The following is an 18,282-nucleotide window of genomic DNA, read 5'->3' as shown; positions in this document are numbered from 1 at the left end:
CATATTCTCTTTGTATACCGAATGAATTCGATCAAGAAGCGGAATGTTACGCCCATGCGAAAAATTTTTAACTTTTTTACGAAACCTCTTCGAAGCGTAGAAAAGACTGGGCACGCGGCGAGCATTTTCCTGCAAAGAAATCCTCCGCCGGACAGTCATCAACAATCTCACCCGCGTCCACGAACAGGATCCGTGTCGCTACCTGGCGTGCAAATCCCATTTCGTGCGTCACGCACATCATGGTCATTCCATCGCGCGCCAATTCTGTCATGACCTGAAGGACTTCCTGAACCATCTCTGGATCCAGTGCGGAAGTTGGCTCATCGAACAGCATGACATCCGGCTTCATCGCAAGAGCCCGTGCGATCGCTGCACGCTGCTGCTGGCCACCTGACAACGCAATTGGATACTTGCTCGCATGACGCTCAAGACCAACACGACGCAACAACGCTTCCGCCAAAGGGCGGATTTCGGCGCTGTTACGCTTCTGCACAATGCGCGGCGCCAACATTATGTTTTCCAGAATGGTCAGGTGTGAAAACAGTTCAAAGCTCTGGAAGACCATCCCCGCCTTCGCCCTTAGCGCCGAGTGATTGGTCTGCGCTGAACGAACTGCCATTCCATCCACGTAGATCTGGCCGCTTTCGAACGTTTCGAGCGCATTGATGCATTTGATAAGCGTGGATTTCCCAGAACCGGACGGCCCACAGACAACTACGACCTCCCCTTTGGAGATCTTTGCCGAACATCCTTTGAGCACCTGAAAAGCACCGTAGGATTTTGTCACCTTCTCAAGTGTGATCATGACGGATTTCCATAAAAACGGATTGGAGAAAAGATCCCCAGATCAGCCCGCTCGCAGCGCCCCAACAGCATGTCGGCCACGTGACGACCCATGGCAGGCGCCAGCGTCACGCCGTTGGCTGTCACCGCCGTAAAGAAGCCCGGAACATCCGGGCTTTCCCCAAGAATGGGCGCCCCATCGACATCAATGTTCATGGCAGCCCAACTCCGAACGATATTAACAGCAGCCAGAGCCGGAACCAGGCGCTGAGCAACCCACAGATTGCCTTCAAGATTTTCCCGCAGCGGACGGGGATGACCATGCACAGGATCGAGGCCCGCACTCCAGCCACCGCCGATCAATAGCGAGCCATTCGCCGCCTGCTTAAGCGTCAGGTGACGGCTCGCATGGGCAAGAAGAGAATGTACCAGCGGAGCAACAGGTTCAGTGACAATCATCTGCAACGGAGCTCCAAAAACAGGCAGTGTCCGTCCCACAAGCCCTGCGACCTCACCCGCATAGGCACCCGCCGCATTCACCACGGCACCAGCCGACCATCTCCGCGCGCCTGCCCGGACGGCAAACCGTTTGCCTTCACGATCAATCGCGGACAGCGGCGTCAATTCCTCGATGCACACGCCTGCCTTGCGGGCGTGCGCCAAAACGGCCTGCGTGGCAGCCATCGGATTGATCTTACCTTCCTCGGAACAGTACGCTCCCCCAAGAAACCCCTCACGCAGATTGGGTTCGATCCGCCGCAATTCATCCGGATCCAAGATTCGTGCATCCACGCCCAAAGACTGCTCGACCGCAACCTTGCTCCGCAGGCGCGTCATGTCAGCGTCTGTTTCCGCAACGACCAGTCCTCCGCAGATCTTGATTTCCAGATCCCGGTCAAACCGGCCCCGAAGCGCCTCCCACATTCTGATCGACTCACGCTGCAGTGCCAGTGTCCGGGCAGGCATAGACGGCCCATCACTGTCTGCACTTGCGTCGAAGGCCATAAGTTGAGCATGCAGGCTTCCCGCATTCCCTCCCGAGGCCATGGCTCCTGCACGCCCCTTTTCCAGCACCACGACGGACTTTCCTGCTTCAGCCAGAAAAAGGGCTGCAAAAAGTCCGACGATCCCAGCCCCAACGACGACGACATCCACCATTTCGTCAGAAATTTCGGGTGTCCGCAGCGGCGTTCCGAGACCCGAAGGAATGGTCACACGACGGTGCCCGCGCCACTCAGGCTTCTGACGAGCTAGCGCGGACACTGGCACCGGACGCAATGGAACTTGCGGCGCTGTAAAATCGCGCTCGCTGGTCGCAGAAGGCAGAACTGCCATCAGTGCCGCCTGACAGAAACGTCCCTGACAACGCCCCATTCCCGCCCGCGTCGTGCGCTTGAGAGTGGCCAGATCGTTAATGCCATCTTCTGCCATCCGCCCCAGGACGGTCCCCGCTGAAACGCATTCACATCGACATAGAACCGTTTGGCCTTCCGGTGAGGGCAACGTGATGACAGGACTGTAGAGTTTCCATAGAAGAGATTGGAAACGTTCGCTTCGCCGATAGATCCGCAGGGCCCGTTCCAAGCCCTTCGAAGCCTCCCGTCGCTCCAGTTCCAAAAGTCGTCCCGCACACAGTTCGCCCTGAGCCTGTGCAAGAAAAGCCCCGCCAAAGCGTCCCGCTTCACCGATAATGAAGACATCGTCCTGATCCGTGCGCCCGTCGGGAGTACGCCCGGTTTCAGGATGAATGACTGGCCACGTCCGCACCTGCTGTTGACACCCCAGCAGCCGGGGCAATTCTCCCGCCGGGACAAAGCCGTCACCAAGACAGACCGTCTGTATATCCAACCAACGGTTTTGACCGTCCACGTTTCGTACGCAGGCTCGTTCGACACGCTCGTTTCCTTCAATGCGTGTCACGACACTGCTCCACAGCACGGGAACTCCAGCCCGGCGAAGCGTCAACAGATGCTGCACACCAGCAAGAGCCAGCCGTGGGGAAGCCACTGAAAGCTGGCCAGTTAGAACAGCCCGCGTCATAGGATCAGGCGCGGCTTCCACGACGGCAGCCACCTCAGCACCCCGCCTGACCAGTTCGGCCGCAAGCTGCAGATTGAGCGGACCGTTTCCAGCGACAAGAACCCGGCCGGGCGAAACCGTCTCATAGGCCCGCAGTAATGTCTGAGCAGCACCGGTTGTCATCACGCCCGGAAGCGTCCAACCGGGTCTGGGTTGGGGTGTTTCCTGCCCACCAGTCGCTATGACGATCCGCTTTGGCCGAATATAAAACGCTTCACCATCCCTGAGACCACCGATGACGAGCGCACCTTGTTCGCGATAGGCACACCAGACGAGCGTATCGTGCCACAACTGCGCACCGCTCTGCTGCATGGCTTCAATCAGCGCCCGCCCTCGGCGAGCCTGACTATCCTGATGCTGCGGATTTACGGCATTCTGCTTGAAATACTGACCACCCGGAATATGCCGCTCGTCAAGCAGCAGAACATCCAGCCCCCCCTGAGCCAGTTTTGTCGCTGCGACTAAACCTGCTGGCCCCGCACCAATTACCAGAACGTCACATGTATGCTCGACCAACTGGTTCTGTTCGCCATCGATAACATCCGCAGCCAGTGCCTGCGCGATTGTAACATCCGGCAGGCGTGCATTGCGATGGACCACCATTCCTTCTCGCACTGGCGTCATGCATCCACGGAGGGACATCCGCCCGTCCACGTTTAGCAGACACTCCTGACATGCCCCAATGCCGCACAGCGGTCCGCGTGCCGAACCATCAGGTGCTACGCGATGCACAATCTTTCCCGCCGCCACCAAAGCAGCCGTCAGAGTCTGGCCTGGCTTCGCTGAAAGCGTATTGCCATCAAACGTGAAACTCAGAGTGTCAGCCATTAGCGCGCATCCTGTGTGCTGACAGGCAAACTGATGATATCTTCCGGGATCAGACGCTGCTGTCGGAGATACGGACGCTCAGCATAACGCTCAATCCGGCGCTGAAGAAAATCCCACGCTGTGGTCATTAGTAAGTAATACAACGCCGCTACCGAAAACAGCTCCAGCACCATGAACTGATCCTGCACAAGGATCTGGCTGCGTTGCATGAGTTCTTCCATGGAAATAACGGACGTCACGCTTGTCGTTTTCAGCAGGCCATTCACTGAATTGCCCAAAGGCGGAATAACAAGGCGAAACGCCTGCGGAAATGCGATACGCCAAGCGATCTGTCGTTCGCTCAAACCCAGCGCGCGCGCTGCCGCAATCTGCCCTGCAGACACGGCATTAAGTCCCGAACGTATGATTTCTGCCAGATAGGCCGCTTCATTCAGCGTTAAGCCGATAATCGAGCACGCCATTACGCTCAAACGGATATCCAGCTTAGGCAATCCGGCGTAGATTACCACAAGCTGTACCAGCAAAGGCGTGCCCCTGAAAAACCAGACATAAAAGCGCGCAGGCCAAGACAGCAAAGGGCGGCGAGATCGTTTCATAAGGGCAATAATAAGACCCAAAAGAAACCCTAGCACCATCGCGACCGCCGTCATGTAGACGGTGAGAAGTGCTCCGCGAAAAATATACGGGCTGCCGAGATAGGTGAAGAAGCCCTGCCAACTCCAGATCTGCATGTCGATGCCCCGTTTCAGCGTATGAAAATTAGCGTGTGTTGTCGGAAAAATGAGGCTTGGAAACTGTGATGTGCCCCGGGAACGGAGCAACGCCATAAGGCGCCATGAGACGGGCCAGCGTGCCATCCTGCCGCATACCTTCCAGAACTGAGGCCAGTTGCTGTGCCAGCGCCGGATCGCGGAGCGCTAACGCTACCGGTGTGGGATACAGCCCCGCCAAAACAGGCCGGACGCCTCCCTGATGAGCATTGCGCTGCGCTACAGCATCAATGGAAAGTACGGCTGTAATCTGCTTTGCCCGCAAAGCAGCGAAGGCAATCCCAACATTCTGGAACGTTTTAATTTCAAGTCCTGGCCGGTTGCTCGCTCGGAGCGCCTGATCTGCTTCGCGTGCATGACGCTCTTCGATCCCCCCCATTTCCACCCCAACTGATTTGCCGGAAAGGTCCTCAAGTCGGGCGGGACGAAGGGTCGTATCGTTATTCAGGGATACACTGATCGCCTGAATCTCGTAGGGGATCATCTCCATCAGCTTTGCGCGCTGAGACGTATAGAACATTCCAGTGTTGATAACGTCCCAGCGCTTTTCGAGAAGGCCAAGCGTGAGTTGCGCAAAAGAGGTCGAGAGAAAGACCGGCTTCAGACAGAGCCTGCGAGCCAGTTCGTCTCCCAGTTCCATCCGCATACCGGCAATCCGCCCATCTACCGTCACATATTGCAATGGCGGCAGCGTTGGATTGGTCGCCATGACAAGCTGACCTGGCGAAATCAAGCCAGGGACTACAGTCGGGCATGGTGTGGCCTGCGCTGCCTGCCACCCGAAACACAGAACCGCACAGAACAGCCCTTTGCCTCGCAACACGTGTGACAGAGCCCCCTTAGCCATTTCAGGCACCTTCTTCGAACCGGAGGCCCAGATCCTTAACAATCTGAAGCGCACGGGCATCGTCCGCAGCCGGCAGCGGCAGGCGCGGGGCACGTGGCCCGCCAACATCGAATCCCATATGTTTCAGGAGAGCTTTCGTCCCCGAAACATAGCCCTGCCCGCCTACGAACTGGATCAGCGGCACATGGCGGAAATACATGTCCCGTGCTTTGCCAATGTCCTTGTACCCATCACAGAGATTAAAAATCTCACTCATGACATGTGGCGCCACGTTGGACGCGACAGCGACCCAGCCGATCGCTCCTTCAAGGAAACTCTCGAAGCCCATAATCCCGCCAAAAACTGATAGCCGATCACCACACAGACGAATGATGTCCCGTACGCGGGTGACATCCATCGTGGATTCCTTGATCAGGCAGCAGTTATCAATATGCGACAGACGCGCCACCAGTTCGGGCTTAAGGTCCACATTTGCTGTTGCCGGGTTGTTGTAAAGCATGATCGGCAGACCAATCGCATCCGAGATACGGCGATAGTGAACAAAGAGTTCATCGTCTGTTGGCGTGGAGTAGAATGGCGGAATGATCATCACGCCATCTGCACCCAGACGCTCGGCCTCTTGGCTGTAGCGGATCACGTCATAGGTGTTTTCTGCACCCGTGCCGATAAAGACCGGAACACGTCCTGCGGCTTGTTCGATCACTGTCTGTGCAACAAGCGTGCGCTCATCATCCGTCAGTGACAGGAACTCTCCTGTGGAACCGAGCGGAATAAGACCAGCGATCCCTTGAGCAATCTGCCAATCCGTGAAGCGTCGAAGCCCCGGAACGTCAATACGTCCCTCGCTGTCATACGGCGTGATCATGACGGTGTAAGTGCCACGAAATTTCATGGATTTTTCCTTTATTACTCGAGACATCATTGTTGTGGGCCAAGCTGGCCCACGGGCAGACCAGCCCCGGGGTCACTGCCATGGGCATTCATGAACGCTGCGATATCGGGCTCTTGCGCGGCCTCTCTCAGGCCTTTGCCCACAGCCCGAACGCGCCCCTCCTCCAGCAGGACGATCCGATCTGACAGTGACGAGACGACACTCATCGCATGCGAAACCTGAACCACGGTCATGCCGTCACGCGCGAGGTCGCGCAGCAGCACGCTGACTTCATGAACCTTCCGCGGGTCCAACGCTGATGTCGGCTCGTCCAGAAGCAACAGCGAGGGCCGAAGCATCAAGGCACGTGCGATGGCAACACGTTGCTTCTGACCGCCCGAAAGGTCTGCAGGCAGCGCATCCGCCTTGTCGCCCAGCCCCAGCCGTTCGAGCAGCCCGCGCGCCTCATTCTCAGCCTCCGTGCGCGTTCGTTTCGCCACGACGGTCGGTGCAAGGGTCAGATTGCGCAACACTGACATATGACCAAAGAGGCCGAACTGCTGGAAAACAATCGCCGATTGGTCTCGCAGGATTTTTGCAGCGCCTGCCGCCGACATATCGACGACACGACCATCCACCGTCATGCTTCCCCGCACGACAGGTTGCAGCCCTATCAAGGTTCGCAGCAGAGTGGTCTTTCCTGAACCCGAAGGCCCGATGAAGCTGACGATCTCCCCGCGTTCAGCCACAAACCCGGCCTCCCCGAGCGTCTCGTTCTTTCCATGACGGACACAGACGTCCCGAACATCAATGTACGGCAATGCGTTTCTCCAGAAGACGGCTCAGACAGGTCAGCGGATAGGAAATAACGAAATAAACCAGCAGTACCGCGCAGAAGACCTGCGCTGACGGCAGCCCGCGGCTGGAAAGGATCACACCGGCCTGGCTGAGTTCCACCACGCCGATCTGCGAGGCCAACGCTGTGTCCTTGATAAAGAGCACCAGATATCCCACAGCAGGTGGAATAACGGCCGACATCGCCTGTGGCCCGATCACGTACCGCCAACGCGCCCAGGTTGGCAGGTTCAAGGCCAGTGCAGCCTCAACCTGTTCAACCGGGACCGTATTGATCCCGCCATGCAAAATTTCGCAGAGATATCCCGCTGCGATCAACCCGATTGAGCAGATCGCCACTCCAGTTGCTGAGACGTCTACCCCTGCCATTCCCGTACAGAAGAACAGAATATAAAGCGTCACAATGAACGGAACTCGCCGGATGGTCTGCACATATGCGACCGCCAGAGCCCGAAGCGGGAGCAACGCACGCCCTGCTGAAAGCCGCAGCGCCGTCAGGAGAACCGCTCCGACGATCCCCAGACATCCTCCACCAAGAGACAGAACGATCGTCCGCAGCATCGCGTGCAGCAGTAGCGCCATGTCATAATGCGAGAACGCAATCATACCATGCGCTCCATTGTGCGACGACACAGCACAAAAAAACCTGTCAATGCAAAGGACAGTACGGCGTACAAACCGCCGGTCACGAGCATGACTTCCAGAATGCGAAACGTTGTCGATCCGATATCATAGGCACGGCCCGTGAGGTCCTCGACACCAAAGATAGACGCCATTGCACTTCCCAGAATCATGATCTGAAAGTGATTGGCCAGTGCCGGGAACATCGTGCGTCCGACATGCGGCAATATGACCCGCAGATAGGTCTGACGACGGTTGAGGCCCAGCGTCAGAGCCACTTCATGATAGACTGGGGGCACCCTTGCCATACCAGCCCCAAGAATATCCGCCAGATACGCAGCCGCATTCAGCGTCATTCCAATGACAACGGACAGAAACGGTGACACCATCAGTCCCATCAGGGGTAGACAGTAGAAAACCGCAAAAATCTGAGAGAGCTGCGGTGTATTGGTCAAAGCTGTGCTGAAACTGCGGCTTGCCTTGCACCAGAAGCCCTTATTTTCAAACCGCAAAACGACCAGAAGAACAGCCAGAAACAGCCCCAACCCAAAAGCGAGTGTCGCAATCAAGACTGTGACACCGACACCACCCAGCAAAAAAGGCAGCCGCAACAGAACCGGATGAAAATTTAGCTGACTCATGGAACTGCCTGCGCAGAACCGGGGTCGAACCATTTGCGATAAATCGCCTCAAGCCGCCCGTCCTGCTCCATTGCTTCAAGCACATGATTCACGTCCGCTCGCAGCGTCACGTCTCTACGGGCAAGGCCAATGCAGTCCTCCCCGACAGGCGGTGCAAACCCGCGAATGACAGTCCACTGAACCTGTGATTGCACCGGCAAGTAATGGCCAACATATTCAATGACATCAACCATCGCATCTCCCCGTCCCTGCGCAAGAGCCCGAATTGCATCCGCGTAGCTATCCAGAAGCAGCATCGGCGCTTCTGGAGCATGCTCCCGCAGATACGCCACAGCCGTTGATCCTCGGACCTCCACGAGCTGGTGCATTCCTGAAAGCAGATCAGTAAACGACGAAATACCTCGCTCTTTTGGCGCAATGATTGCGAACTGCTCGGTATAAAGAGGATGGGAAAACGCGATGACCTGCGCTCTCTCCGGGGTGCGCGTCAGCCCGCCTAGAACGATATCAACCTTCCCTGCCAACAGATAGGGAATGCGACCACTGGATGACAGCGTGACAAACCGCGGTTCTACACCCAGCCCCAATGCAATGGCTCGCCCAACATCGACATCATAACCCGCCAGCTCGTTACGGACATCATATTGCCCCAAAGGCGGCAATCCGGCTTCCACGCCGATATTGATATGACCGCTCGCCCGGATGGCAGCGCTCTCCCTCGCTTCGGCTTTACCGAAAGCAAGAACACTGCAGACAGCGCAGAATCCCAGAAACTGGTTGATCCGGATCACTCTCAAGAAAGGTTTCCCTGATGCTGTGCGACTTTAGGGTTGCGGTTGTCAGATCACTGATCTAATTCGAATATACGTTATGTATACGATAGAAAACCCTTTAGAAGAATTTTCTTCTCCGGACCGATCCAGATGAGCAACGAAAACTCCCCGATCACTTTTGTTTTTCAAAGCCGATCGGGCACCCGCACGGTAAATGGCATTGAGGGGGAACCTGTTACAGCGGCGCTCCGTCGCTCAGGCATTCTCGAACTTGGACAATCCGGTATCGACGGCACCCCGCGGGGCGCTTTCTGTTTCATGGGGAGTTGTCAGGAATGCCGCGTTCTTATCAATGGCGCGATCGATTACGCCTGCAAAGCCTCCGTCCTCCCGAACATGACCGTTACGCCTTATGTCCAAGCCTGATCGATCCCCAGTCACCGTGATCGGTGGCGGAGTTGCGGGCAGCACCGCCGCCATTGCGCTTTCCCGCCACGGCCTTCCTGTCACGCTTATCGATGAACAGCCCTCAGCCGGTGGACAGATCTTTCGTGCTCCCTCTTCTTATGCACGTCAGACAGTTCCACCCAACCATGAATTCAGCGGAGGCGACGCCCTTCGCCAGAAGCTGGCCACCTCTAACGTCCGGGTGCGCCTTTCCACCCGCGTCTGGGGCCTGTCTCCCAGCCTGACACTCGACCTACTTGGCCCTGATGGAATGGACCAGATTCCGCCGTCTACGGTGGTAGTGGCCAATGGTGCGACTGAGCGATTCTTTCCTTTTCAAGGCTGGACGACACCCCGCATTACCGGCCTTGCTGGCGCCAGTATTCTCATGCGCAATGGTGGAACATTACCAGGCCAAAGTGTCGTAGTTGCAGGATCCGGGCCGCTTCTCTTTTCGGTCGCCCATCAGGTTCTTGAAATGGGCGGCAAAGTCACTGCGATTATAGATTCAGGCAACCGTGCCGACTGGACCCGGCTGGGTGCCATGCTCACGCTCGATTCCTCTCGCCTCACGCAGGCTGCCGCGTGGATGCTTCGCTTACGCAAAGCTGGAATTCCAGTCCATCACCGCTCGTTCCTGTCGGCCGCGGAGGAAACTGAAACAGGCCTGCTTCTGACGGTTAGCGATATGGACCATCCGGAGCGTCACCACTTTTACACTGCCGAAGCCGCCGCATGTGGCTATGGTCTCAAGCCTTCGACACTCATTACGCGAACCGCTGGTGTTCAGCACCGCTATGATTCACTTGGTGGTTATCTCGAGCCCGTCACAGATGTCGCGGGTCGCACAAGCCATCCCGATTTATACGTCACGGGAGACGCTGCGGGCATCCGTGGCATGGCCGTCGCCCGCCTACGCGGCCTTGTCACGGCTCATGCAGTCGCACACGATCGCGGGCTGATTCCAGCCAAAGCATATGCCAGCCTGACCAGAACGCCGCTCCGGCATCTTCGCCGTCTTGATGCTGTCTCCCGCCGAATGCTGCCGCTTATGAACGCGGGGCGTACGATAGGCGCCCGTTTGCCTGATGATACCATCGTCTGTCGCTGCGAGCGTGTAAAAGCTGGAACATTACGAACCGCCATCCAGTCTGGCGCAGAAGATTTGAACCAGCTCAAGGCATGGACCCGCTGCGGCATGGGGCCCTGTCAAGGACGTATGTGTGAAGACAGTGCGCGTGCTCTTCTTACGACTGCCTGCAACAGCACTCCCGAAGAGGCAGGCAGTTTCACGGCCCGCATACCTTTCTTTCCACTGCCCCTGACCTCCGTAACCGGAGACTTCAGTTATTCCGATATCCCTTTACCAAAGGCGGCTCCGCTATGACCGTCGCATTTCATGAATCACCCGTGATCTATGATGCCATCATCATCGGGGCGGGTGTCATGGGGGCTACTACTGCCCTATTTCTGGCTCGCGCAGGCCTGAAAGTCGCTTTAGTTGACCGGCAAGACATGTTTCGTGCTGCTTCAGGTGTTAACGCTGGAACACTGACTTTGCACATGACACGTGCGCAACTCATTCCTCACGCCATTCGCGGGCGGGAAATGTGGCTCAACAGCGCAGAATGGCTGGGCGAGGATGTCGGTGCCCTAGCCACGCCAGGGCTGTCCATGGCTTTTACCGAAGCAGAAGAAGATCTTCTTCGACAGCGCGCGAGCGTCCGTCAAAATATGGGTGCACCTATTGAGATTATTTCAGCAGAAAAAGCCGTCAGCATTGAACCAGGCGTAAATCCCCGTCTGCGTGCCGCCGCCTATTGTGCGCTGGATGGTCATATCCCGACCTATCGCGTCGGAGGAGCCTATGCCCGCGCATTAAAAGAAGCTGGTATCACTCTCATCGAGAATGCTCCCGTCGAGAGTATCTCCTCCGTAAGGGGACAAGGTCATGAAATCCGCCTTACTGGTCACGCGCGCGCCATACACGGACGCCGTGTGGTTCTTAGTACCGGTGCCTGGCTGGAAAAGATGCTTGGCTGGTTTGGACATGACATTTCAATCCGCTGCCTTATCAACCAGCTCGTCGTTACAGAAACTCTGCCACCTGTCATGGGAAGCGTACTGAGCATCGCCAACGGTCTGCTGTCACTCAAACAGTTCGCCAATGGCAGTGTCCTGATTGGCGGAGGCTGGCAGGGTGAAGGCAACATTCGTGACGGTGGCACCCGCGTCATTCCTGAAAATCTTCAGGGTAACGTCCGCCTCGCCCAGCATGTCGTCCCTCGTCTGAACGAGGCACAGATCCTCCGGGTATGGCTTGGACTGGAATCTGAAACTCCAGATGCCATGCCGCTGATAGGCGCTCTTACACCTGATGATGATGCCTTTGTTGTTGGCTGCGTCCACTCGGGCTTTACCAGTGGCCCCTACATGGGTCGTCTCCTTGCCGAGCGCATTCTCGGCGCCGATCCCGACTTAAGCGCCTTTAATCCCTCTCGTTTCTCCCCCTCTTCAGCCACCAGAGCTCAGCTATGATTCCCGCGTCTCCTACGCCGTTCCGGGGCGTTTACGCCGCCACGCTTGTGCCTTTTCTGGCTGATGGCACGCTGGATGAAGCCCTTTTCAGTCAGCATCTTGCAGAGTGCACTGCTCCCCAAGGCATCGTCGGTATTCTCTGCAACGGTCATGCTGGCGAAAACCATCTTCTGACCCGAGCCGAAAAGCGCCGGGTGGTGGAGCTGGCTGCGGAAACCATCGGAAAAACACGGATCATTGTCTCCGGTGTTCTTTCCGAAGACCTTGATGAAGCCTGCGAGCACGCACGGGACGCCGTAGCTGCCGGCGCTGACGCACTCCTTGTGTTTCCACCCTTTTCCTGGGCCGTCTCACAGGACGCCGATGCCATTATCGCCCATCACACCGCGATCTGTGAAGCGGTTGACGTCCCAATCATGCTCTATCAGTCCTCGATCAGCAGCGGGGGTATGGCCTATTCCCTACCAATTCTCGAAACTTTGTTAAGGCTTCCGGGGGTCGTTGCCGTCAAGGAAGGCAGTTGGGAAGCCAATGCCTATGACCGACACCGCAGACTAGCCGCACGCATTGCGCCACACGTAGACGTTATGGCATCGGGAGACGAACATCTCCTTGCCTGTTTTGCTATCGGCACCACCGGTAGTCTCGTCAGCCTGGCCGCTATTCTGCCAAAGGCCATGGCAGGTCTGTTCAGCGCCATACGTGCAAACGATCTGCCTGCCGCGCAAAAGATCCATGAAGCTGTCCAGCCCCTCGCCAACCTGATCTACGGCCGTGCCCCAGGGGGACGAGCCACCCTACGCTTGAAAGCCTGCCTGGTCATGCAGGATAAATGGCCCTCCTGCCGCACGCGCAAGGCTTCTGATATCATCGCTCCAGAAGAATGGCAGGAACTGTCAACTGCATTGAAAACTGCCATGACAGTGGAAGGACCGTAATGAGCGATTACATGGTGGCCGATCGCGAGCAGAATCTCGCAGAACTGGCTTACACGCAGATTAAACGTATGATCCTTGAGAAAAAGCTACCCAGCGGCATGTCAGTCGTGGAAGGCCGTCTTGCGGACCATCTCGAAATTTCCCGCACACCTGTGCGCGAAGCCCTGATGCGCCTTGCTGCCGAAGACCTCCTGATCAAACAGGGATCGCGCTCTTTTGCCGTCCGTAATGTCTCGGCTATTGAGTTTTTTCAGGCCATTCATATCCGTGAAATTCTAGAGAGCGAAGCCATCGCCCTCTCGTTCGACAAACTCGACCGCGCCACGCTCGAGGAACTGCGTCGCGACATTGTGGAACTGGGAAAAACTCCCGACCAGACAGCCGCCCAATGGCAGCTCGATGACCGGCTTCACCGCATGTTCCCGACAGTTTCAGGAAACAGTGTTCTTCTCCGTACGATCGACGAACTCCGTACCCTTACCCGGCTGTGCGAAGTCACCTACCCCCTCGGTCGCGTCCCCTCTTCCACATCTGAACATCTGGCCATCGTAGATGCCCTGCTTGCAGGCGATCGCGAGGCCGCACGCGCAGCCATGGTTACACATCTGCGCAATGTCGCGGCCGACTGCATGGACATTCTCAGGGGCGGCTAAAACGCCCCATCTTACAGGAGACACCATCATGACGACTTTTGACCTCGTGATCCGGAACGGTATGATCGTGACCGCGACAGACAAATATATCGCCGACCTCGGGATCAACGGCTCAAAAATCGTTGAGATCGGTTCCAATCTCCAAGGACATGAAACGGTCGATGCGACCGGTCTTCTGGTCATGCCAGGCGGGATCGACGGCCATTGCCATATCGAGCAGGAAGAGGCTGACGGCACAATTCATGAAGACGATTTCGTCTCAGCTACCGGGTCGGCCCTGCTTGGAGGCACCACGACAGCGGTTTGCTTTGCCTCGCATGTTCCCGGACGAGGTCTCGTGGAGCAATTTGAGGCTTATCGTGAGAAAGGCGCAAATTCCCGGATCGATTTTGCTATTCACCAGATCATCACCCGTACCGATGACCAGACAATCCATGACGAGATTCCCATTGTAGCCGAACGGGGAGCGGCCGGCCTGAAGGTCTTCATGACCTATGACGACTTTCATCTTGCCGACGGGCAGTTTCTTCAGGTTCTGGAAGCCGCCCGTAAAAGCAGGATCATTGTTTCCGTCCATTGTGAGAACTACGATGCCATCCGTCACCTGATCCTGCGTCACCTGGATGAGGGTCGGACCGAACCTCATGGTCATGCAACCTCGCGTCCCCCCAGTGTAGAACGTGAGGCCACTTACCGCGCGATGACACTGAGTGAACTCGTGAACCAGGAAATTCAGATTTTCCATGTTTCCTGCCCCGAAGTCGCTGAGGAAATCAGCCGGGCCCAGTCACGGGGCGTCAAGGTTGTGGCTGAAACCTGCCCCCATTATCTTACTCTGACCGAAGACGCCCTCAAACGCGACAATTTCGAAGGTACAAAATACATCTGTAGCCCACCGCTGCGCACCCAAGCACAGCAGGAGGGTATGTGGTCTTACCTTCGAAGCGGTGTCATCAGTATCATTTCGTCCGATCATTGTGGTTACACATTTGATGGCGCCGTCGGGAAAGGTCGTCATGGTCGGGATGCCGATTTCTCCCTTATTCCCAATGGCATGCCCGGTCTCGGCACACGCCTGCCAGTCTTTTATGATGCCGCCATCAACAGCGGGAAGCTGGACCTGACCGACTTCGTGCGCCTCACCGCTACGACCCCAGCAAAACGCTATGGTCTCTATCCCGAAAAAGGCACGATCGCCCCCGGTTCTGACGCCGATCTGGTTCTATGGGACCCGAACCGCGTAGTCACGATCACCAATGACCTCTTCCAGAGCAATATTGACTACACCCCTTATGAGGGCCTGACTGTGCGCGGTTGGCCGACAAAAGTTTTTCTACGTGGAACTCTTGCCATGGAAGAAGGAAAGCTTGTCGCCATGCCAGGAGCCGGACAATTTCTCAAGGTTCGGCACGCTTGAAAGGCTCTGGCACTTATACTGCACTTTTCCACATCTATGAACCACGTTCAGAAGAGACAGACTGCACAGAATATTTCTCAACACTGATGCAGCCTGTCCTCTGATCAAGGTTTGGTTAGAGCTATGGGAGGTGAAGACTATTTCCCTCCGAGTTCCCCCGTCAGAAACTGTGCTCTTCCCAGCCCAAAGGACCAGTGCGCATCCTGATTTTCAACCACGGACACCATAACGTCCGACGAAGAAATTCCGCACTCCCGTTCAAGATGTTCTGTTAGCAGTTTGTAGAATAATGCCGTCTTTTCTTCGCCGCGTGGCCGGCTGAACATCTGAACAACCACAACTTTTTCAGTCCGCGGAATTCCAAGACCCGTATCTTCCACGATCATGCGTGAAGGCTTGTACTCAGAAACCAATTGATAGCGGTCTCCACGCGGGACCTCAAAGGCTTCCAGCATCGCTTCATGGGCAGCATCCAGAAGCGTCTTGATCTCCGCATCCGTGCGGCCTTCAAGCATATGAAAGTGAAGTAATGGCATGGTATTTTCTCCAGTTTTAATTGAAACGGATCAGGAAATCGTCTGCCACTGCCTTTGCTGATGTGAGCAAACAGCAGCATCGATGATCTTCTGAATTTCCCATGCCTCCCGGAAATCTGGAGTGCTGGGTTCGCCACGATCAATGGCGCGAATAAATTCTGCCATTTCGATCGTCTTGATATCGTTGAAGCCAAGGTGGTGGCCTTGCGCGACGCAGAATGCGCCGTAAGGCGGATGTTGTGGGCCAGTTTCGATCAGCCGGAAACCGTTTGTCCGGCTATCCTCACCAGCCTTATAATAGAGCAGTTCATTCATGCGTTCCTGAGTGAATGACAATGCTCCCTTACTGCCGGAAATTTCAAATTCCAGCTGCATTTTCCGTCCTGTCGCAAGCCAGTTGGCCTGAAGAGTTCCGGAACATCCACGCTCAAACGTGACAATCATTCTAGCCACGTCATCAATATTAATGTCTCTGAGCTCTGACGCCCCGGCAAAGGCAGGCCGTTTCTTCACTACCGTGTCCAACTGGGCAAAGACCGACGTTATGGGTCCTAACAGAAACCGTGCAACGGAAATAATGTGACTTCCCACGTCTGCCAGCGCCCCCGTCCCTCCCGCAGGATCGCATCGCCAGCTATAGGGGGACAAGGGATCCGACATGAAATCTTCTGCGTGGATGCCATTAAAAGCGTAAATTTCTCCCAACTCCCCTGACTCGATGAAATCACGTGCGTATTTCAGCAGCGGGTTTTTAAGATAATTAAAACCACTCTGTGTCCTCACACCTGCTTTTTCAGCCGCCAGAACAATCTCCCACGCCTCTGACGCGGTAGGAGACAATGGCTTTTCGCAGTGAACGTGTTTGCCCGCAGCAATAGCAGGCAGTGCCATCTGACGATGTAAAAGTGTCGGAGTCGTAATGGAGATGATGTCAATCAATGGATCATCAATGAGCTCCTGCCAATCCTGGGTATAGGACGCAAAACCGAACTGACGCTGGAAAAGGCGTGCGCGTTCTCCATCAATATCGGCGATCTTATGAAGAACGGGCCGGGAAATGTCGTCAAAAACGTTTCCAGCCGCCTGATAAGCAAGGGCATGGGCTTTTCCCATGAAACCCGTGCCAATCAGGCCAATCCTCAATGTATTCACAACCTTTACTCCTGACCAGATACGGCAGGAGCAATCGGCGCACTTACCGGCACAGTTACTGGTGCACCACCCGGACGACGACTAAGCATGACAGATTCGATTTTTTCCAGAGAAACGCCTTTGGTTTCCGGAACAAATTTAAGCACGAACCACATGCATACGAGACACAATCCGGCGAAGAGCCACATGGAGAATGCTCCGTGAAAATGCTCGTTCAGGAACTTGTTTTCACTCAGCATCGGAAATGTCTGGCTGACAACAAAATTCATGGTCCATTGGCATGAAACGGCAATACTCATACCAATGGAGCGAATAGCATTTGGGAAAATTTCGGCGACCAAAACCCATGTTACCGGCCCCCAAGACATGCCGAAAGCAAACATGAAAACCAGCATACCAACCAGCGCCAGCAACCCTGTCGTCTGGGTATAGAGAGCCCAGGAAACTGTCAGCAGGCCAATGCACATGACAACCGATCCTACACGGATCAAGGGTAGACGCCCCTTTCGGTCAATAATCCACGCGCCAAGTATCGCACCGCAGACTGAGACCACACCAATCCAGATCGTCTGGAAGAGTGCCGCCTGAATGCCACCGCTGGTTGTCTTCAAAACCATAGGAGCATAATACATGATGACATTAACGCCTGTGAGCTGCTGCAGCAGAGCAATCATGGCGCCTACGAAAATGATCCACTTGGCTCCGTCGCGTTTCAATACAGAGACGCTATTTCGGGCATCCATTTCGATATTGGCAACAGATTCACGAATTTCACCCAGCAGAGACTGAGCATGCTGCTCATTGGAAATCCGCTTCAGGGTCTTGAGTGCCTCTTCGTCACGGCCACGCAGAACATGCCAACGGGGAGATTCCGGGATCAGGAAAATCGTAGCGCAGAAAATAACGCAGGGTACGATTTCCGAGGCGATCATCCAGCGCCAGCCAACGTCTCTCAACCACTCGGTCGACGCACTTCTCGCGATCAGATAGTTCACGATGAAGACCACAACCTGCCCAAAAACAATAGCGAACTGCTCCATTGTCAGAGCACGACCGCGCATGTCTTTCGGTGAGACTTCCGACATGTACATCGGAGAGACTGCCGAAGCCACACCCACTGCAATGCCACCAATCATGCGGTAAATAACAAACCACATGAAGCTATCAACGAGCGCGGCACCCAGCGCCGAAATCGTAAACAGAATGGCGCACACAAAAAGCGTTACGCGCCGACCCAGCCTGTGCGCCATCCAGCCAGACAGGGCTGCACCGATGATGCATCCAACAACCACATTCGAGACCGCCCACCCTGTCTCTGCCGGAGACAGATGGAAATAGTCGCGAAGTGAGTCAATGGCGCCGGATATGACGGAAGTATCATATCCGAAGAGGATACCCCCAAGCGCTGCAACGGCACAGATACGAAGCACATATTTCACGTCATGCCGCTCAGACTGAACGAACACGACATCCTTGATACTTGCCATGATTTCTACTCCATCACTAAGAAGCATTTCTCTCTTGGTGACTGGT

At 55.7% G+C, this 18,282-nt stretch carries 18 protein-coding genes; 6 read left to right on the top strand and 12 right to left on the bottom strand.

Going from position 1 to position 18,282, the window contains the following annotated elements:
• Positions 1-76 precede the first annotated feature (76 nt).
• From KP702_RS11170 to KP702_RS11130, 9 genes are read right to left on the bottom strand one after another with little or no spacing between them, the layout of a single operon-like run.
• Positions 77-805, bottom strand: a complete 729-nt coding sequence (locus KP702_RS11170) for an amino acid ABC transporter ATP-binding protein (RefSeq protein WP_202207978.1) — start codon at positions 803-805, stop codon at positions 77-79.
• The gene (locus KP702_RS11165; RefSeq protein WP_202207979.1) at positions 802-3,690 is read right to left on the bottom strand and encodes an FAD-dependent oxidoreductase; all 2,889 of its coding nucleotides are present in this window, start codon (positions 3,688-3,690) and stop codon (positions 802-804) included. The genes KP702_RS11170 and KP702_RS11165 overlap by 4 nt, the downstream gene beginning before the upstream one ends.
• On the bottom strand, positions 3,690-4,421 hold the full coding sequence (locus tag KP702_RS11160) for an amino acid ABC transporter permease (protein WP_215768954.1): 732 nt from the start codon (positions 4,419-4,421) through the stop codon (positions 3,690-3,692). The genes KP702_RS11165 and KP702_RS11160 overlap by 1 nt, the downstream gene beginning before the upstream one ends.
• 28 nt (positions 4,422-4,449) lie before the next feature.
• The gene (locus KP702_RS11155; RefSeq protein ID WP_237390013.1) at positions 4,450-5,307 is read right to left on the bottom strand and encodes a transporter substrate-binding domain-containing protein; all 858 of its coding nucleotides are present in this window, start codon (positions 5,305-5,307) and stop codon (positions 4,450-4,452) included.
• 1 nt (position 5,308) lies between these two features.
• Positions 5,309-6,199, bottom strand: coding sequence for a dihydrodipicolinate synthase family protein (locus KP702_RS11150; protein ID WP_202207981.1), 891 nt, complete (start codon positions 6,197-6,199; stop codon positions 5,309-5,311).
• 26 nt (positions 6,200-6,225) lie between these two features.
• Entirely contained in the window at positions 6,226-6,999 is a 774-nt protein-coding gene (locus KP702_RS11145; protein ID WP_202207982.1) for an amino acid ABC transporter ATP-binding protein, read from the bottom strand.
• Positions 6,986-7,639: an amino acid ABC transporter permease gene (locus KP702_RS11140; RefSeq protein WP_202207983.1), complete on the bottom strand. Its 654-nt coding sequence runs from the start codon at positions 7,637-7,639 to the stop codon at positions 6,986-6,988. Before KP702_RS11140 ends, KP702_RS11145 begins: the two co-directional genes overlap by 14 nt.
• A complete protein-coding gene (locus KP702_RS11135) occupies positions 7,636-8,295 on the bottom strand; it encodes an amino acid ABC transporter permease (protein WP_202207984.1) in 660 nt (219 codons plus the stop codon). The genes KP702_RS11140 and KP702_RS11135 overlap by 4 nt, the downstream gene beginning before the upstream one ends.
• On the bottom strand, positions 8,292-9,086 hold the full coding sequence (locus KP702_RS11130; protein WP_237390020.1) for a transporter substrate-binding domain-containing protein: 795 nt from the start codon (positions 9,084-9,086) through the stop codon (positions 8,292-8,294). Before KP702_RS11130 ends, KP702_RS11135 begins: the two co-directional genes overlap by 4 nt.
• A gap of 132 nt (positions 9,087-9,218) precedes the next feature.
• On the opposite strand from KP702_RS11130, the gene KP702_RS11125 reads away from it, so the two are divergent.
• From KP702_RS11125 to hydA, 6 genes are read left to right on the top strand one after another with little or no spacing between them, the layout of a single operon-like run.
• Positions 9,219-9,494 (top strand): 2Fe-2S iron-sulfur cluster-binding protein, encoded by a 276-nt coding sequence (locus tag KP702_RS11125; RefSeq protein ID WP_202207986.1) that lies wholly within the window; start codon positions 9,219-9,221, stop codon positions 9,492-9,494.
• Complete coding sequence (locus tag KP702_RS11120; protein ID WP_202207987.1) at positions 9,481-10,902, top strand: NAD(P)/FAD-dependent oxidoreductase; 1,422 nt, start codon at positions 9,481-9,483, stop codon at positions 10,900-10,902. Before KP702_RS11125 ends, KP702_RS11120 begins: the two co-directional genes overlap by 14 nt.
• Positions 10,899-12,053 (top strand): FAD-binding oxidoreductase, encoded by a 1,155-nt coding sequence (locus KP702_RS11115; protein ID WP_202207988.1) that lies wholly within the window; start codon positions 10,899-10,901, stop codon positions 12,051-12,053. The genes KP702_RS11120 and KP702_RS11115 overlap by 4 nt, the downstream gene beginning before the upstream one ends.
• Positions 12,050-12,991, top strand: coding sequence for a dihydrodipicolinate synthase family protein (locus tag KP702_RS11110; protein WP_202207989.1), 942 nt, complete (start codon positions 12,050-12,052; stop codon positions 12,989-12,991). The genes KP702_RS11115 and KP702_RS11110 overlap by 4 nt, the downstream gene beginning before the upstream one ends.
• Positions 12,991-13,644: a GntR family transcriptional regulator gene (locus tag KP702_RS11105; protein ID WP_237390014.1), complete on the top strand. Its 654-nt coding sequence runs from the start codon at positions 12,991-12,993 to the stop codon at positions 13,642-13,644. Before KP702_RS11110 ends, KP702_RS11105 begins: the two co-directional genes overlap by 1 nt.
• A gap of 28 nt (positions 13,645-13,672) precedes the next feature.
• On the top strand, positions 13,673-15,061 hold the full coding sequence (gene hydA, locus KP702_RS11100) for a dihydropyrimidinase (RefSeq protein ID WP_202207990.1): 1,389 nt from the start codon (positions 13,673-13,675) through the stop codon (positions 15,059-15,061).
• A 137-nt stretch (positions 15,062-15,198) separates the two neighbouring features.
• Here the strand turns inward: hydA and KP702_RS11095 are convergent, their stop codons facing one another.
• From KP702_RS11095 to KP702_RS11085, 3 genes are read right to left on the bottom strand one after another with little or no spacing between them, the layout of a single operon-like run.
• The gene (locus tag KP702_RS11095; protein ID WP_202207991.1) at positions 15,199-15,597 is read right to left on the bottom strand and encodes a tautomerase family protein; all 399 of its coding nucleotides are present in this window, start codon (positions 15,595-15,597) and stop codon (positions 15,199-15,201) included.
• Positions 15,598-15,627: 30 nt separating this feature from the next.
• A complete protein-coding gene (locus KP702_RS11090; protein WP_202207992.1) occupies positions 15,628-16,749 on the bottom strand; it encodes a Gfo/Idh/MocA family protein in 1,122 nt (373 codons plus the stop codon).
• Between the two features lie 5 nt (positions 16,750-16,754).
• Positions 16,755-18,236 carry a sugar porter family MFS transporter gene (locus KP702_RS11085; protein WP_202207993.1) on the bottom strand — a complete coding sequence of 494 codons (1,482 nt, stop codon included), beginning with the start codon at positions 18,234-18,236 and terminating at the stop codon, positions 16,755-16,757.
• Positions 18,237-18,282: the final 46 nt, after the last annotated feature.

Origin of the sequence: Gluconobacter sp. P5B12 (genome assembly GCF_018812035.1) — a bacterium.
GTDB lineage: Bacteria > Pseudomonadota > Alphaproteobacteria > Acetobacterales > Acetobacteraceae > Gluconobacter.
This window is presented reverse-complemented; position numbering and strand designations above follow the sequence as displayed.

Excerpts from the sequence above, each read along its gene's own strand:
- KP702_RS11110 (WP_202207989.1), top strand. The coding sequence starts at position 12,050 with ATGATTCCCGCGTCTCCTACGCCGTTCCGGGGCGTTTACGCCGCCACG.
- KP702_RS11160 (WP_215768954.1), bottom strand. The coding sequence starts at position 4,421 with ATGCAGATCTGGAGTTGGCAGGGCTTCTTCACCTATCTCGGCAGCCCG.
- KP702_RS11170 (WP_202207978.1), bottom strand. The coding sequence starts at position 805 with ATGATCACACTTGAGAAGGTGACAAAATCCTACGGTGCTTTTCAGGTG.
- KP702_RS11105 (WP_237390014.1), top strand. The coding sequence starts at position 12,991 with ATGAGCGATTACATGGTGGCCGATCGCGAGCAGAATCTCGCAGAACTG.
- KP702_RS11120 (WP_202207987.1), top strand. The coding sequence starts at position 9,481 with ATGTCCAAGCCTGATCGATCCCCAGTCACCGTGATCGGTGGCGGAGTT.
- KP702_RS11140 (WP_202207983.1), bottom strand. The coding sequence starts at position 7,639 with ATGATTGCGTTCTCGCATTATGACATGGCGCTACTGCTGCACGCGATG.
- KP702_RS11125 (WP_202207986.1), top strand. The coding sequence starts at position 9,219 with ATGAGCAACGAAAACTCCCCGATCACTTTTGTTTTTCAAAGCCGATCG.
- KP702_RS11115 (WP_202207988.1), top strand. The coding sequence starts at position 10,899 with ATGACCGTCGCATTTCATGAATCACCCGTGATCTATGATGCCATCATC.
- KP702_RS11155 (WP_237390013.1), bottom strand. The coding sequence starts at position 5,307 with ATGGCTAAGGGGGCTCTGTCACACGTGTTGCGAGGCAAAGGGCTGTTC.
- hydA (WP_202207990.1), top strand. The coding sequence starts at position 13,673 with ATGACGACTTTTGACCTCGTGATCCGGAACGGTATGATCGTGACCGCG.
- KP702_RS11150 (WP_202207981.1), bottom strand. The coding sequence starts at position 6,199 with ATGAAATTTCGTGGCACTTACACCGTCATGATCACGCCGTATGACAGC.
- KP702_RS11165 (WP_202207979.1), bottom strand. The coding sequence starts at position 3,690 with ATGGCTGACACTCTGAGTTTCACGTTTGATGGCAATACGCTTTCAGCG.
- KP702_RS11095 (WP_202207991.1), bottom strand. The coding sequence starts at position 15,597 with ATGCCATTACTTCACTTTCATATGCTTGAAGGCCGCACGGATGCGGAG.
- KP702_RS11135 (WP_202207984.1), bottom strand. The coding sequence starts at position 8,295 with ATGAGTCAGCTAAATTTTCATCCGGTTCTGTTGCGGCTGCCTTTTTTG.
- KP702_RS11085 (WP_202207993.1), bottom strand. The coding sequence starts at position 18,236 with ATGGCAAGTATCAAGGATGTCGTGTTCGTTCAGTCTGAGCGGCATGAC.